We start from the raw sequence: 14,779 nt of genomic DNA on the forward strand, positions 1-14,779 counted from the left end.
TTTTACCTGTCTACTTGACGGGAAGCAGTTCATATGCGGTAACTGCTCTTATTTTTATACTCAGATATTATCTTTTTTCAATCGCGCAAATATAAGGTGGATTATTTTGTTGGTTAATAAAACCGTATTGTAAGACATGTGCTTTTTGTTGATCGAATTGTTGAAGATATTCAAAGACAACATTGCTTTCTATTCGACCTTCAGGATGGCCAGGGTAAACCACAATTACAATAATACCTTCTGGTGCTAACATTTCAAAAAGTGACTCAATGGCTTGTATAGTAGTTTCAGAAGTTGTCACAATATGTTTATCACCTTTAGGCAAGTATCCTAAATTAAAGATTGCCGCATCAATCGGCAAATCTTCTTGTTTGATGTAGTGTGATACATGTTCATGTCCATCTAAGATCAAAGTAGTGTTGTTATAATCTTTTACTTTCTCTCGTGCTGCTTTGATAGCCGCTTCCTGTATATCAAACCCATACACATGCCCCTTTGGAACATGCTGGGCTAAAAATAATGTGTCATGTCCATTGCCGCACGTAGCATCTACTACTGTGCTAGCTTCATTGATGTGAGAGATAATTAATGACTTCGCAAAAGGTAAAATACGTTCTACTTTCATGATTGTTCTACTTTCTCTACAGGTTGATAATGTTCACCTTGTGCGGAATGACGACGTGCTAATTCTGCATCAATCGCATTCAGCACTTCCCACTTATTAACACTCCACATTGGTCCAACCATTAAATCAATTGGGCCATCACCTGTAATACGATGAATAATCATTTCAGGTGGCAAGATTTCTAATTGATCACAAACTAAGTTGACATATTCTTCTTGTGACATAAAATTCAACATGCCTTTTTCATATTGTTTTACCATCGGTGTGCCTTTAAGTAAGTGTAATAGATGGATTTTGATACCTTGAACATCCATTTGTGCGACAGTTTTTGCTGTTTCCATCATCATGTCATAATCTTCACCAGGCAAACCATTAATAATGTGGGTACACACGTTAATATTATGTTTTCTCAATTTAGCAACACCATCATAATATGTCTGCATATCATGTGCACGGTTGATTAAATCAGAAGTTTCTTGATGTACGGTTTGTAATCCTAATTCCACCCATAAATACGTACGTTTATTTAAATCGGCTAAGTATTCAACCACATCGTCAGGAAGACAGTCAGGTCTTGTTCCAATGGATAAGCCGACAACACCAGGTTCTTTCAACACAGGTTCAAATTTTTCTTTTAACACTTCGACAGGTGCGTGTGTATTTGTAAAGGCTTGGAAATAAGCAATATATTTACCTTCCTGCCATTTTTCATGCATGCGTTCTTTAATTTCTTTAAATTGTACATCAATCGGATCTGCACGATTTCCCGCAAAGTCACCACTTCCTGCAGCTGAGCAGAATGTGCAACCGCCATGTGCAACAGTGCCGTCACGGTTTGGGCAATCAAAGCCTCCATCTAATGCGACTTTAAATATCTTTTGTCCAAATCTATTTTTTAAATGGTAATTCCATGTATGATAACGTTTATCTTCAAATGCATACGTAAAATATCGACCCATATGACATTTTCCTTTCTTAAATTAATCCATTGTAAGATTTTACCATAAATTGAAGGGACATGTTGAGGAGAAAATCCGAATTAGGTCTTTTATTCATTTGAAAATTATAGTAAGATGATTTGGTTGCAAAATCCAAAATTCAATTCAATATAAATCTTAAACACGTTTCGCTTACAGTTATTTGTCTCTGTTTGCGAAATTTTTATTGGTAAAAATACAGAACGTTTTTGCCTGAGAAAAAGATAAAAAGAATAGAAAGCGGGTGGAACAGTATGAATATGCCTAAATCCATTTGGTGGTTAGTTATTGGTATGGCCATCAATATTATGGGTGCTAGTTTTTTATGGCCTTTAAATACGATTTATATGAGTCAGGAATTAGGGAAGAGTTTGACGACTGCCGGAATGGTTTTAATGATCAACTCTTTAGGTATGGTTGTCGGGAACTTATTAGGTGGCTTTTTCTTTGATAAGCTCGGTGGTTTTATTACGATTATGAGCGGTGCAGTGATTTGTTTATGTGCAACGACATTATTGAATTTCTATCATGGATGGCCTTTATATGCGGTATGGTTAGTCATGTTAGGATTTGGGGGCGGTATCATTATCCCGGCAATTTATGCGATGGCAGGTGCAGTTTGGCCGAATGGTGGACGCCAAACCTTTAATGCCATCTATTTAGCACAAAACTTAGGTGTCGCATTTGGTGCTGCTATTGCTGGGTATGTAGCTGAACTCAGCTTTAATTACATTTTCATCGCAAACTTGTTAATGTATGTCGCATTCTTTATCGTGGCAGTGACACAATTTAATTTACAATATCGCGGTAAAGTTAAAATACCCGATGCAAATCAATGGGCACAAAAGAAATATCGCAAACGTTTTGTGGCTTTGTTATTACTTTGTGTTATGTTTTCAATTTGTTGGATTGCATATATTCAATGGGAAAGTACTATCGCTTCATTCACTCAAGAAATGAATATTTCATTGTCTCAATACAGTGTTCTATGGACAATTAACGGTATTATGATCTTAGTAGCCCAACCTTTAATTTATCCGGTTATTCGCTTACTTAGAGGTAATTTGAAGAAACAGATGTTTGTCGGAATTTGCGTATTCATCGTGTCATTCTTTGTGACAAGCTTTGCGGAGCAATTCTCAGTATTTGTGATTGGGATGATCATTTTAACGCTTGGTGAAATGTTCGTATGGCCAGCCGTTCCAACTATTGCGAATCAATTAGCGCCTGAAGGTAAACAAGGTGCTTATCAAGGTATTGTTAATTCAGCAGCGACGGTCGGTAAAGCATTCGGACCTTTAATCGGCGGCATTTTAGTTGACAGTTTCAATATGAAAGCCATGTTCTTAACGATGATGGGCTTATTGTTTATTTCGATGTTTTTCTTATTTATATATGATAAACGTTTATCACCAGATGAATTTGATGTTTAAACTAGGTATACGTGATATATCTTGTTTTTTCTTTTTATGGATAAGCAGGGTCGTAGAAAAACTTCATTAATATATCAATGAGAATAGAAGCGGTGACTAGGAATTTAAGACTTGCATTAAGAGTTAGAATAAAATATAGTTATAAGTGTATATGGAGTAGTAATTTAATGGACTTATCAAGAGAGCTGGTGTTCGGTGCAAACCAGTTAAGTCATTTAAATGAACTTACCAACGATTATATTAAGAATAATACAGCTCGAGCTATTATGTATGAGGTGCGTAGAAGATACGAATGAAGGTGGTACCGCGGCACAATGTCGTCCTTCATAAGCAAAGCATAATAGTTTGAGTTGTATTTTTTTATTAGGAGGAAAGCAAAGTGAGTTTTAATCATCAAGAAATTGAGAAGAAATGGCAAGATTATTGGGCAGAACACAAAACGTTCAAAACGAACGATAACTTGGGTCAAAAGAAATTTTATGCTTTAGATATGTTCCCGTATCCATCAGGTGCTGGACTTCATGTTGGGCACCCTGAAGGTTATACAGCAACAGATATTATTTCACGTTACAAACGTATGCAAGGGTACAACGTGTTACATCCTATGGGATGGGATGCTTTCGGTTTACCAGCAGAACAATATGCGTTGAATACAGGTAATGATCCACGTGAATTCACTAAAAAGAATATTCAAACGTTTAAACGCCAAATTCAAGAATTAGGTTTCAGTTATGACTGGGATAGAGAATTAAGCACAACAGATCCTGACTATTATAAATGGACACAATGGGTATTCATCCAACTGTTCAATAAAGGTTTAGCTTATGTTGATGAAGTAGCTGTGAACTGGTGTCCTGAGCTTAAAGCGGTTTTATCTAACGAAGAAGTTGTAGATGGCGTTTCAGAACGTGGTGGTTTCCCAGTATATCGTCGTCCTATGCGTCAATGGGTACTTCGTATTACAGAATATGCAGACCGTTTATTAGAAGACTTAGAAGATTTAGATTGGCCTGAATCAATTAAAGATATGCAACGTAACTGGATTGGTCGTTCTGAAGGGGCAAAAGTTACGTTTGAAGTTGAAAATCATGGCGGTAAAATTGATGTGTTTACGACACGTCCGGACACTATTTATGGTGCGACTTTCGCAGTATTAAGTCCAGAACATGAGTTAGTCTCTCAAATTACAACAGAAGATCATAAAGCAGAAGTGGAAAAATACCAAAAAGATGCTTCTATGAAATCTGATTTGGAACGTACAGATTTAGCAAAAGACAAAACAGGTGTATTCACTGGTGCTTATGCGATTAATCCATTATCTGGTGAAAAATTACCAATCTGGATTGCGGACTATGTCTTATCATCTTATGGTACAGGAGCTGTGATGGCTGTTCCTGCGCATGATGAACGTGACTATGAATTCGCACAAAAATTTGATTTGCCAATCAAAGAAGTTATTGAAGGCGGAGATATTTCAGAAGCGGCATACACTGGCGATGGTCCACATGTAAATTCTGGTGCTTTAGATGGCTTGCATAATGCTGAAGCCATTACAAAAGCAATTGAATTGTTAGAAGAAAAAGGTGCCGGCGAGAAAAAAGTCAATTATAAACTTCGTGACTGGTTATTCAGCCGTCAACGTTATTGGGGTGAACCTATTCCAATTATTCATTGGGAAGATGGCACTATGACAACTGTTCCGACTGATGAATTACCATTATTATTACCAGAAACTGATTCTATCGAACCTTCTGGTACTGGTGAATCTCCACTTGCGAATATTGATGAATTCGTAAACGTTGTAGATCCAGAAACTGGTATGAAGGGCCGTCGTGAAACGAATACTATGCCACAATGGGCAGGTAGTTGCTGGTACTACTTACGCTATATTGATCCGCATAACGATGAAATGTTAGCAGATCCAGAAAAATTAAAACATTGGTTACCGGTTGATTTATATATCGGTGGTGTAGAACACGCTGTACTTCACTTACTCTATGCAAGATTCTGGCATAAAGTGCTTTATGATTTAGGCGTTGTACCAACGAAAGAACCATTCCAAAAATTATTTAACCAAGGTATGATCTTAGGTGAAGGTAACGAAAAAATGAGTAAATCTCGTGGTAACGTTGTAAATCCTGATGATATCATCCGTTCTCACGGTGCTGACACATTACGTTTATATGAAATGTTTATGGGACCTTTAGATGCGGCAATCGCATGGAGTGAAAAAGGTTTAGATGGTTCAAGACGTTTCTTAGACCGTGTTTGGAGATTGTTTGTGAATGAAGATGGCTCATTATCTTCTAAAATTGTAGATACAGATGATAAGTCACTTCAAAAAGTTTATAACCAAACTGTTAAAAAGGTGACAGAAGACTTTGATACATTGAACTTCAACACAGCAATCAGTCAATTGATGGTCTTCATAAATGAAGGTTATAAAGCTGATCAATTATACAAACCATATGTTGAAGGTTTCGTTAAAATGTTATCACCTATTGCACCACACTTAGGTGAAGAACTATGGGCTAAATTAGGTCATGATGAGACAATCAGTTACCAACCTTGGCCAGATTTCGATGAAGCACTGTTAGTAGATGACGAAGTTGAAATCGTTGTCCAAGTCAATGGTAAAGTAAGAGCAAAAGTCTTCATTCCAAAAGATGCGTCAAAAGAAGAAATGGAAGATATTGCGTTACACAATGAGAATGTTAAATTAGATATAGGGGATAAAGACATCAAGAAAGTCATCGCAGTTCCGCAAAAATTAGTTAATATTGTAGCTAAATAATAAAGGAGGATGATTAAGTTATGGAATCAATCACAACTGATGAATTGAAAAAGAAAATGTTCGATAATGAACCAATTCATATCGTTGATGTCCGAGAAAACGAAGAAACAGCGAAAGGTATTATTCCAGGAGCAACAACTATTCCAATGAATGAAATTCCTGATAACCTTAATGAATTCAATGAGAATGATACGTATTACATTATCTGTGCTGCAGGTGTTCGCAGTGCGAATGTAGTGAATTACTTGAAAGAACAAAACCCTAAAATTCATGCGGTTAATGTAGAAGGCGGCATGAAAGCTTGGGGCGATGAAGGTTTAGAAATTAAAAGTATCTAATTGAATGATAATAGCCGAAACTGGTCGTAAAATTACGATGCAGTTTCGGCTATTTTTCATTTTATTGATTAAATTAAATGGAAAACTATTCAAACTGTCCGGCATTGATACCTGATACACGGCCTGTAACCAATGCGCTTGTAATATTGTAACCGCCAGTATAACCATGAATATCTAAAACTTCACCGCATAAAAATAGGCCAGGTGTAATTTTTGACATCATTGTATGCGGTTCAATTTCTTTAATAGAAACACCGCCACCTGTCACAAATGCTTTTTCAATAGGTAACGTACCATTCACTGTAAATGTAAAACCTTTGAACAGTTGTGCAAGCGTCAGGATTTGTTGGTTGGAAATATGATGACCTGTAGTGTCTTCAGCTACACCAGCTTGTTCTAGTATAAAGTTGAGATAGCGTTCTTCTATAATCCCACGCAGACTGTTTTTAACAAGTTTATCTGGTGTTTCTTTAATTAAAGATTTGATACGTGCTTGAACCTCATTTTCTTTTTCGTCAGGGAACACATCTAATTGCATTTGAATGTCTTGTTTCTTTTGAGATTTTTGTTCTTTGTAGACGAATTGGCTGCATCGTAATGCCGCTGGACCACTGATTCCAAAATGAGTGAAAATCATATCCATTTGGTGTGTGATACGCGGTTTGCCATTTTTTCTAAGCACTGATAATGCGACATCTTTTAAACTCAATCCTTTTAGAGTCTTCCGGATAATAAAAGGTTCTTTAGAAGTAATTGGGACTTCAGTAGGGAAGAGTTCAGTTATGGTATGACCGAGAGACTCAGCGAACGTATAACCATCTCCAGTTGATCCTGTTTGCGGAACACTTGTCCCACCCGTCGCAATAACAACGGTCTTACTATGATAAACTTGATCATTTTGATCTGTCACAATAAAATGGCCGTCCTCATCTAGCTTAATATGTTTGACTGCAGTTTCTTCTTTAATTTCAACATTATTATTTTTGAGTTCTTGAACTAAAGTATCTACGACGTCTTGAGCACGGTTAGAAACCGGGAACATTCTGCCGTGATCTTCTTCTTTAAGTTTCACACCGTGAGATTCGAAGAACTCAATAATGGATTCGTTATCAAAGACTGAAAAAGGACTGTATAAGAATTTTCCGTTACCTGGAATGTGGCGAATAATTTCATCATAGGGCAGTCGATTTGTGACATTACATCGTCCGCCGCCTGAAATTTTTAATTTCCTGCCGAGTCCTTTTTTCTTTTCTATTAATAATACTTTTTGTTTGTTTTGACTTGCGGCTGCTGCAGACATTAAACCACTGGGTCCGCCGCCGATAATAATCGATTGATACATATAATCGGTACGCGCTGAAATGTATATGCGCGTCTGCCTCCTTTAAATTTGATTTCTGTATAGTATTTAGGTTATTGTGAAAGCTTAGGTGAGTCATTTGCTTGTTTTGCAGTGTCTGCGATATATTTCTCTGACACTGTTGTGAAATTATTTATATAATCTTTCCTGTTAACACTATTTTAAGCTATAATACTAATGAAAAAAAGTAACTGCTGACAATTGTTGGTAGTAGGATAAGATTAAAATTATTTTCAGATAGGAAGATTGTAATGAATGAAAGTCAAGAATTAGTAAGAGGGACCTTTCTTCTAACGGTAAGTATTTTAATAACTAAAATACTAGGTGTGCTATTTATCATTCCGTTTTATGCCATTATCGGCGGAGAAGAAAACTTGGCCCCGTTCAACTATGCATATGCACCTTATAACATTGCGATTGCGGTAGCAACTGCTGGTGTGCCATTGGCCGCATCAAAATATGTTGCGAAATATAATGCAATCGGTGCATATCATGTCAGTCAAAAGTTATATCGATCAAGTTTTATCGTTATGTCAATCAGCGGTGTTATCGGTTTTATTATTTTATATGCATTATCACCATTGATTGCCAATGTGACACTTGCGCATAAATCAAACATAGAGGGCGGCTGGACTGTCGAAGACATCACGTGGATTATTCGTATTATCAGTACAGTTGTTATCTTCATTCCGTTACTTGCAACTTGGCGAGGTGTGTTCCAAGGATTTAAATCTATGGGACCTACAGCTGTTTCTGAAGTAACTGAACAAGTTGCACGTATTATTTTCATTTTAGGCGGCAGTTATGTCGTGTTAAATGTGATGGGTGGATCAGTATTGATGGCGAATGGTGTCGCTACGTTCGCGGCAGCAATCGGTGCTATCGTCGGTATCTTTACGCTATGGTATTACTGGCGTAAGCGTAAACCGCATATTGATAAAATGGTAGCGTCTGATACTACTGGTTTAGATGTACCATATTCAAAAATGTATAAGGAAATTATTTCTTATAGTATCCCGTTTGTCATTGTGAGTTTGAACTTCCCATTATTCAATATTGTAGACCAATTAACACATAACAATGCGTTAGGTATGGCAGGAGTACCGCAACAATTGCATGACTACTTCTTTACAATCTTGAATATGACAACAAATAAAATTGTGATGATACCAACATCTTTAGCTGCTGGTTTCGCGATTAGTTTAATCCCTTATATCACTAAAACTTATGAGTCAGGGGAATTATCAGAAATGCATCGTCAAATCAGAACATCATTAGGTGTATTGATGTTCATCACAGTTCCAGCAAGTTTAGGTATTATGGCTTTAGCAGCACCATTATATACAGTGTTCTATAGCAGTAACTTTGACGGAAGTCGTTTATTATTCTTCTACGCACCCGTCGCGATGCTGATTTCTTTATTAAGTATTACAGCATCAATGCTGCAAGGAATTGATAAACAGAAATTGACAGTGTTTGTTATATTAGCAGCAGTCGTCGTTAAGGTTGTCTTGAACTTCCCATTAATTGTCGCATTCCATACAGCAGGTGCGGTATTAAGTACAGGTATCGCATTATTGTTTGCGAACATATGTAACTTTTATATTTTGAAAAAGTATGCTAAGTTTACATTTACAGAAACTTGGATACAGTTTGCGAAAATCTTTATCTATGGCTTTATCATGATGCTTTGTGTTGAAGCAGCATATTGGGTAATGCAACTGATTGTGTCACCGCAAACTAAAATCGGAAGTCTGATTATCTTAATTGTGGGGGTTGTTATCGGCATGGTTGTTTATGGCGGTATCACGCTGAAAACAAGACTTGCTGACCAATTTTTAGGTGAATTGCCAAGCAAGTTACGTAGAAAGTTGAGAATCTCATAATGCGATTGGATAAATTTTTATCGAACATGGGTGTCGGAACACGCAGTGAGGTAAAACAATTGCTTAAACAGAACGCTGTTGAAGTGAATAACAAAAAAGAAAAACAAAGCAAACGACAAATTGATCCGAATTCAGATATCATTACAGTCAATGGAGAACAAATAACTTATATTGATAAGATTTATCTGATGCTCAATAAACCTGAAGGCTATGTGTCTGCTGTAGAGGATGCAGAACACTTAACGGTTATCGGATTAATTGAAGACTACCAATATTTAGACATATTTCCGGTAGGTCGTCTTGATAAAGATACTGAAGGCTTATTATTGATTACGAATGATGGGCAATTTAATCATGATGTAATGAGTCCGAATAAACACGTATCGAAAGTATATCGTGTTGAAGCAGCACTGCCTGTAACAGAGGAAGATGTACAAAAGTTTGAACAAGGTATTGAATTATCAGATGGACCGGTTAAACCTGCAAAGCTTGAACTAACGGAAAATCCAAGGATTGTGTACGTTACAATTCAAGAAGGACGTTACCATCAAGTAAAAAGGATGTTTCACGCAATTGAAAATGAGGTAACTAAATTAAAGCGAGTTCAAATCGGAAGCTTAAAACTAGATGATAATCTGTCAAAAGGTGCATATCGTACTTTGACGGAAGCAGAATTAGAACTAGTGAAAAACTAATTTCTTAAAGGACAAGGTGATTATTATGGCAAAATCAAGTAACTTTTTTAAAGCAGTACTAGGTATTGGTGCAGCAACTGCAGCAGTATTATTATCAAGAAAAGAAAGCAGAGATCGTCTAAAACAAGAGTATGATAAATACAAAGAAAATCCAGAATCATACAAAGAAAATGCTAAAGAATTAGCGAACCAAGTTGCATCTAAAGCAACTGAAACGTTCAACGAAGTAAAACAAGATCCTAAAGGCTATGCTGAAAAAGTAAAACAAGACCCTAAAGGTTTCTTACAAGAGCAAAAAGCTCGCTTCTCTAATTCAGAAGATGCAGCATCACCAACTTTAGATGATGTTAAACAATCTGATGAAGCACAAAATAATATCAGAATTGTGACTGAAGAAGACTTAAAACAAAATGACAATAAAGGTTCAAACGATACTAAATAATAGCAATTGAACTTTCAGTACCTTAGCGAATAGCTAAGGTATTTTTTTTATTTAAAAATTTCATTCTGAGATGACTGTGATGACAACATTTTGAGATTAAGTCAGAAAATTAAGTAGGTTCCCACTGTTGTTTAAGAATCAGTTAGGGTAAAATATAGAGTGAACTAAAATTTGAGAAGGAAGTTGATCACGAATGTGGAAAGAAAAAGTGCAAGAATACCAAGATCAAATTATTGCTGATTTAAACGGCTTACTTTCAATTGAAAGTGTCAGAGATGATAGCAAAGCTACACCTGATGCACCGCTAGGTCCAGGTCCTAGAGCTGCGCTTGATTATATGTATCAAATTGCAGAACGTGACGGATTTAATGTCCACGATGTCGATCATGTTGCAGGAAGAATTGAAGCAGGTAAAGGTGAAGACTTATTCGGCATTCTTTGTCATGTTGACGTGGTACCTGCAGGTGAAGGTTGGGATACACCACCGTTTGAACCGACTGTAACTGAAGATGCAATTATTGCACGTGGTACATTGGATGATAAAGGTCCAACAATTGCTGCGTACTATGCGGTTAAAATCTTAAATGAAATGAATGTAGACTGGAAAAAACGTGTACACATTATCATTGGTACAGATGAAGAATCAGACTGGACTTGTGTAGATCGTTATTTCAAAACAGAAGAAATGCCTGAACTAGGCTTTGCACCTGATGCAGAATTCCCTGCAATCCATGGTGAAAAAGGTATTACAACATTCGATATTGAATTAGCTGGTGAAGCAAAAGATTCTACTGATACAAATTCAGAAGTTACACTTTTATCATTTGAATCTGGACAACGCTATAACATGGTTCCAGATGAAGCAGTTGCACATCTCAAAGTTAAAAATAACAATTCAGAAGTAACAGAACGTTACCAACAATATCTTGAAGCACATGAACTTGTAGGTAACAGTGAATTAGAAGACGATAAGCTGGTTTTACGATTAAAAGGTAAAGCGGTCCATGGTATGGACCCATCTATCGGTTTAAATGCCGGCTTGTTCTTACTCCACTTCTTACGTGGATTAGAATTAGATACTCAAGCAGCTAAATTCGTTGATTTAAGTGAACGTTACTTATTCGAATCTCACTTCGGTGAAAAAATGGGTATGAAATTCCATACTGATAAAATGGGAGACTTAACAACAAATATCGGTATTATTTCATATACATTGCCTGAAGGCGGAAGATTCGGTGTGAACTTACGTTATCCAGAGGGATTTGAATTTGATGAAGCAATTGAAGGATTCAAGCATGAAGTGAATGATTTAGGATTCGAACTTAAACTTGGGAAAGTTCAACGTCCGCACTATGTAGATAAAGAAGATCCATTTGTACAATCATTAGTTCAAGCTTATCGTAATCAAACAGGTGACATGACTGAGCCTTATACAATTGGCGGAGGTACTTATGCACGTAATCTAGATAAAGGCGTAGCATTCGGAGCAATGTTCAGCGACTCAGAGGATTTAATGCATCAAAGAAATGAATATATTACGAAAAAACAACTTTTCAATGCTACTAGCATTTATTTAGAAGCGCTATACGCATTATGTGTGGAGGAATGAGTATGACAAACAAGGTATTTTTGAACGGCCAATTTGTAGATGAACAGGATGCAAATGTACCATACAATGACAGAGGTTATAACTTTGGTGACGGTATTTACGAATACATTCGTATTTATGACAATACATTATTTACTGCAAAAGAACACTTTGAAAGATTTTTACGAAGTGCGTCAGAATTAAATATTGATTTAGATGAAACAATAGAATCACTAACTGACAAAGTAAAAAAACTTGCAGAAGTAAATAATGTTGAAAATGGTGGGGTGTATATCCAAGTTACTCGTGGTGCAGCACCAAGAGATCATGCATTCCCTGGACCAGATGTTAAACCTCAGATGATGGCATTTACAAGAAGCTACGGCAGACCTGTGGAAAAACTAGAAAATGGTATCAATGCTGTTACTGTAGAAGATATTCGTTGGTTAAGATGTGATATCAAAAGCTTAAATTTATTAGGCAACGTGCTTGCGAAAGAATACGCTGTGAAATATAACGCTGATGAAGCAATCCAACATCGTGGCGAAACAGTTACTGAAGGAGCTTCAAGTAACGTTTACGCAATTAAAGACGGTGTTGTTTATACACATCCTACGAATAATTATATTTTGAATGGTATTACGAGACGAGTTATTAAAGCAGTTGCTGAAGAACAAGAAATCCCATTTAAAGAAGAAACGTTTACAGTGGATTTCTTAAAACAAGCAGATGAAATTATTGTTTCTAGTACGTCTGTTGAAGTGATGCCTGTAATTAAATTGGATGGTGAAGCGGTCGGCAATGGTGAAGTCGGTCCAATTACTCGCCAATTACAAAAAGGCTTCGAACAAAAAATTGAGGAAAGTCATTAATTGCATGATTTTCTCCAACTTACCTTGAAAATGTGTTATAATTTTATTTTGTCGCTACTGAAAATTTAATTATTTTCAATAGCTTTCTAGAAAGTAAAATGTGTCTTTTTGTTTCTCATTTTTGGTTGAAAACCAAGGTTAAAAATTATAAAATTAACAATGAGTGCTAAGGACGTAAAAGTATTAAACTTTTTAAAGAAATATAAAATATGGCTCTTGAAATACACTTCTAGAGCCATTTTCTAATTGAAAGCGAGGTGAACGTGTTGGAGCAGTTCTATCAGTTAGGATGGACTTTAGATTCTGCTGGAGGCGCATCCGGAGAGGCTTATATGGCCGAACAAGATGGTCAAAAGCTATTTTTGAAAAGAAATTCTAATCCATTTATAGCGGCATTATCAGCTGAAGGTATTGTCCCTAAATTAGTTTGGACAAAACGAATAGAAACAGGGGAAGTTGTCACAGCGCAACATTGGAAAAATGGCAGAGAATTGACTTTCGAAGAAATGACTCAGACAAGAGTGGCTAAGTTATTGAAAAAAATCCATAGCTCAAAAACATTATTGACCATGTTGAAAAGAATGGAAATGGAACCTATTACACCAGATATTCTATACAATAAAATCAATACCTCGCTTTCCAGACAGGTACTGACGCATCATGTAGTCAGAAAAGCCTTGACGTATCTTGAAGAGCATAAACCTCATTTGGACCCTCGCTTTTATACAGTCGTTCATGGAGATGTAAATCATAATAATTGGTTGCTATCTGATCGTGATGAACTTTATTTAGTCGACTGGGAAGGTGCAATGTTAGCAGATCCTGCCATCGATATCGGAATGCTGCTTTACAATTACGTTCCTCAAAATGAGTGGTCAGAATGGCTTGAAAAATATGGTTGCAAAGAATCATTAGATTTAAGTAAAAGAATGAAATGGTATACCGTTATTCAAGCGATTGGTCTTGTAGAGTGGTCTGAAGAACAGAAACGTTATAAAGATATGAATATATGGCTGAAATTTTTAAATGAAGTGATGAACAGCAACGTATTTATTTGAGGAGAATAAGCAAATGAGATTAAGAAATAAACCTTGGGCAGAGGATTATTTGCGCAAACATAATACAGTTGTAGATATGGATGGAACGCATGCTGGCGAGATGTCAGCATGGTTCGATAAATCACAACCGATTTATATTGAAGTCGGTTCTGGAATGGGGCAGTTTATTACAGAACTCGCTGCACAACATCCAGAAGTCAACTTTGTCTCTTTAGAAAGAGATAAAAACGTGATGATTCGTGTGTTAGATAAAGTGTTGGAAAAGGATTTGCAGAATATCAAACTAATTTGTAATGATGCAATGGAATTAACTGATTACTTTAAACCTAGCGAAATTGATCGTGTTTATTTAAATTTTTCTGATCCATGGCCGAAAAAACGACATGCGAAGCGAAGACTAACGTATCACACGTTCCTTGCATTATATAAAACAATTTTGAAAGAAGATGGAGAAATCCATTTCAAGACTGATAATCGAGGATTATTTGCTTATAGTTTAGAAAGTATGTCTCAGTTCGGTATGTATTTTACTAAGATTAATCTCAATCTTCATGATGAAGATGATGAGGATAATATTGAAACTGAATATGAAAGAAAGTTTGCGGATAAAGGTTCACGTATTTACCGAATGGAAGCAAAGTTTCATCATTAATCACTGCATTCAATAGAATGCAGTTTCAGACCGTAGACAAACTACCGTTATAACTTGAA

General features: G+C 36.3%; 13 protein-coding genes and 1 other annotated feature. Of the genes, 10 read left to right on the forward strand and 3 right to left on the reverse strand.

What is annotated here, in order from left to right; genetic code table 11:
• Positions 1-67 precede the first annotated feature (67 nt).
• Positions 68-625 (reverse strand): tRNA 5-(aminomethyl)-2-thiouridylate-methyltransferase MnmM, encoded by a 558-nt coding sequence (locus HMPREF3270_RS06505; protein WP_070848370.1) that lies wholly within the window; start codon positions 623-625, stop codon positions 68-70.
• Positions 622-1,584 (reverse strand): tRNA modification radical SAM protein MnmL/YtqA, encoded by a 963-nt coding sequence (locus HMPREF3270_RS06510; RefSeq protein WP_070848369.1) that lies wholly within the window; start codon positions 1,582-1,584, stop codon positions 622-624. Before HMPREF3270_RS06510 ends, HMPREF3270_RS06505 begins: the two co-directional genes overlap by 4 nt.
• Before the next feature lie 272 nt (positions 1,585-1,856).
• Here HMPREF3270_RS06510 and HMPREF3270_RS06515 point away from each other — a divergent pair, with 272 nt between their 5' ends.
• The 3 genes from HMPREF3270_RS06515 (at position 1,857) to HMPREF3270_RS06525 (ending at position 6,167) form a co-directional block, all read left to right on the forward strand.
• A complete protein-coding gene (locus HMPREF3270_RS06515; RefSeq protein ID WP_070848368.1) occupies positions 1,857-3,035 on the forward strand; it encodes an MDR family MFS transporter in 1,179 nt (392 codons plus the stop codon).
• 137 nt (positions 3,036-3,172) lie between these two features.
• Positions 3,173-3,363: a binding site (T-box leader), on the forward strand.
• 51 nt (positions 3,364-3,414) lie between these two features.
• Positions 3,415-5,829 (forward strand): leucine--tRNA ligase, encoded by a 2,415-nt coding sequence (gene leuS / locus HMPREF3270_RS06520; protein WP_002481232.1) that lies wholly within the window; start codon positions 3,415-3,417, stop codon positions 5,827-5,829.
• A 20-nt stretch (positions 5,830-5,849) separates the two neighbouring features.
• Positions 5,850-6,167, forward strand: a complete 318-nt coding sequence (locus HMPREF3270_RS06525) for a rhodanese-like domain-containing protein (protein WP_070848367.1) — start codon at positions 5,850-5,852, stop codon at positions 6,165-6,167.
• 85 nt (positions 6,168-6,252) lie between these two features.
• On the opposite strand, the gene HMPREF3270_RS06530 is transcribed toward HMPREF3270_RS06525, so the two are convergent.
• A complete protein-coding gene (locus HMPREF3270_RS06530) occupies positions 6,253-7,509 on the reverse strand; it encodes a BaiN/RdsA family NAD(P)/FAD-dependent oxidoreductase (protein ID WP_070848366.1) in 1,257 nt (418 codons plus the stop codon).
• 269 nt (positions 7,510-7,778) lie between these two features.
• Between HMPREF3270_RS06530 and HMPREF3270_RS06535 the strand changes: the two genes are divergently transcribed.
• The 7 genes from HMPREF3270_RS06535 to trmB all read left to right on the forward strand — a co-directional run bounded on the left by HMPREF3270_RS06535 (position 7,779) and on the right by trmB (position 14,720).
• Positions 7,779-9,413 (forward strand): putative polysaccharide biosynthesis protein, encoded by a 1,635-nt coding sequence (locus HMPREF3270_RS06535; RefSeq protein WP_002481228.1) that lies wholly within the window; start codon positions 7,779-7,781, stop codon positions 9,411-9,413.
• Positions 9,413-10,108, forward strand: a complete 696-nt coding sequence (locus HMPREF3270_RS06540; protein ID WP_023015990.1) for a pseudouridine synthase — start codon at positions 9,413-9,415, stop codon at positions 10,106-10,108. Before HMPREF3270_RS06535 ends, HMPREF3270_RS06540 begins: the two co-directional genes overlap by 1 nt.
• 25 nt (positions 10,109-10,133) lie before the next feature.
• Positions 10,134-10,550, forward strand: coding sequence for a YtxH domain-containing protein (locus HMPREF3270_RS06545; RefSeq protein ID WP_057509789.1), 417 nt, complete (start codon positions 10,134-10,136; stop codon positions 10,548-10,550).
• Between the two features lie 193 nt (positions 10,551-10,743).
• Positions 10,744-12,159, forward strand: a complete 1,416-nt coding sequence (pepV, locus tag HMPREF3270_RS06550; RefSeq protein WP_002481225.1) for a dipeptidase PepV — start codon at positions 10,744-10,746, stop codon at positions 12,157-12,159.
• Positions 12,160-12,161: 2 nt separating this feature from the next.
• Complete coding sequence (gene dat / locus HMPREF3270_RS06555; protein WP_070848365.1) at positions 12,162-13,010, forward strand: D-amino-acid transaminase; 849 nt, start codon at positions 12,162-12,164, stop codon at positions 13,008-13,010.
• A 266-nt stretch (positions 13,011-13,276) separates the two neighbouring features.
• Positions 13,277-14,068: a phosphotransferase family protein gene (locus HMPREF3270_RS06560; RefSeq protein WP_023015987.1), complete on the forward strand. Its 792-nt coding sequence runs from the start codon at positions 13,277-13,279 to the stop codon at positions 14,066-14,068.
• Between the two features lie 13 nt (positions 14,069-14,081).
• Positions 14,082-14,720 carry a tRNA (guanosine(46)-N7)-methyltransferase TrmB gene (trmB, locus tag HMPREF3270_RS06565; RefSeq protein WP_070848364.1) on the forward strand — a complete coding sequence of 213 codons (639 nt, stop codon included), beginning with the start codon at positions 14,082-14,084 and terminating at the stop codon, positions 14,718-14,720.
• The last annotated feature ends 59 nt before the right edge of the window (positions 14,721-14,779 follow it).

It is taken from the genome of Staphylococcus sp. HMSC65H10 (assembly GCF_001839185.1).
Lineage (GTDB): Bacteria > Bacillota > Bacilli > Staphylococcales > Staphylococcaceae > Staphylococcus > Staphylococcus simulans.

What these genes read in the sequence shown, in the direction of transcription:
- HMPREF3270_RS06540 (WP_023015990.1), top strand. Translation starts at nt 9,413, where the DNA reads ATGCGATTGGATAAATTTTTATCGAACATGGGTGTCGGAACACGCAGT.
- HMPREF3270_RS06505 (WP_070848370.1), bottom strand. Translation starts at nt 625, where the DNA reads ATGAAAGTAGAACGTATTTTACCTTTTGCGAAGTCATTAATTATCTCT.
- trmB (WP_070848364.1), top strand. Translation starts at nt 14,082, where the DNA reads ATGAGATTAAGAAATAAACCTTGGGCAGAGGATTATTTGCGCAAACAT.
- HMPREF3270_RS06525 (WP_070848367.1), top strand. Translation starts at nt 5,850, where the DNA reads ATGGAATCAATCACAACTGATGAATTGAAAAAGAAAATGTTCGATAAT.
- HMPREF3270_RS06535 (WP_002481228.1), top strand. Translation starts at nt 7,779, where the DNA reads ATGAATGAAAGTCAAGAATTAGTAAGAGGGACCTTTCTTCTAACGGTA.
- HMPREF3270_RS06515 (WP_070848368.1), top strand. Translation starts at nt 1,857, where the DNA reads ATGAATATGCCTAAATCCATTTGGTGGTTAGTTATTGGTATGGCCATC.
- dat (WP_070848365.1), top strand. Translation starts at nt 12,162, where the DNA reads ATGACAAACAAGGTATTTTTGAACGGCCAATTTGTAGATGAACAGGAT.
- HMPREF3270_RS06530 (WP_070848366.1), bottom strand. Translation starts at nt 7,509, where the DNA reads ATGTATCAATCGATTATTATCGGCGGCGGACCCAGTGGTTTAATGTCT.
- HMPREF3270_RS06510 (WP_070848369.1), bottom strand. Translation starts at nt 1,584, where the DNA reads ATGGGTCGATATTTTACGTATGCATTTGAAGATAAACGTTATCATACA.
- HMPREF3270_RS06545 (WP_057509789.1), top strand. Translation starts at nt 10,134, where the DNA reads ATGGCAAAATCAAGTAACTTTTTTAAAGCAGTACTAGGTATTGGTGCA.
- pepV (WP_002481225.1), top strand. Translation starts at nt 10,744, where the DNA reads ATGTGGAAAGAAAAAGTGCAAGAATACCAAGATCAAATTATTGCTGAT.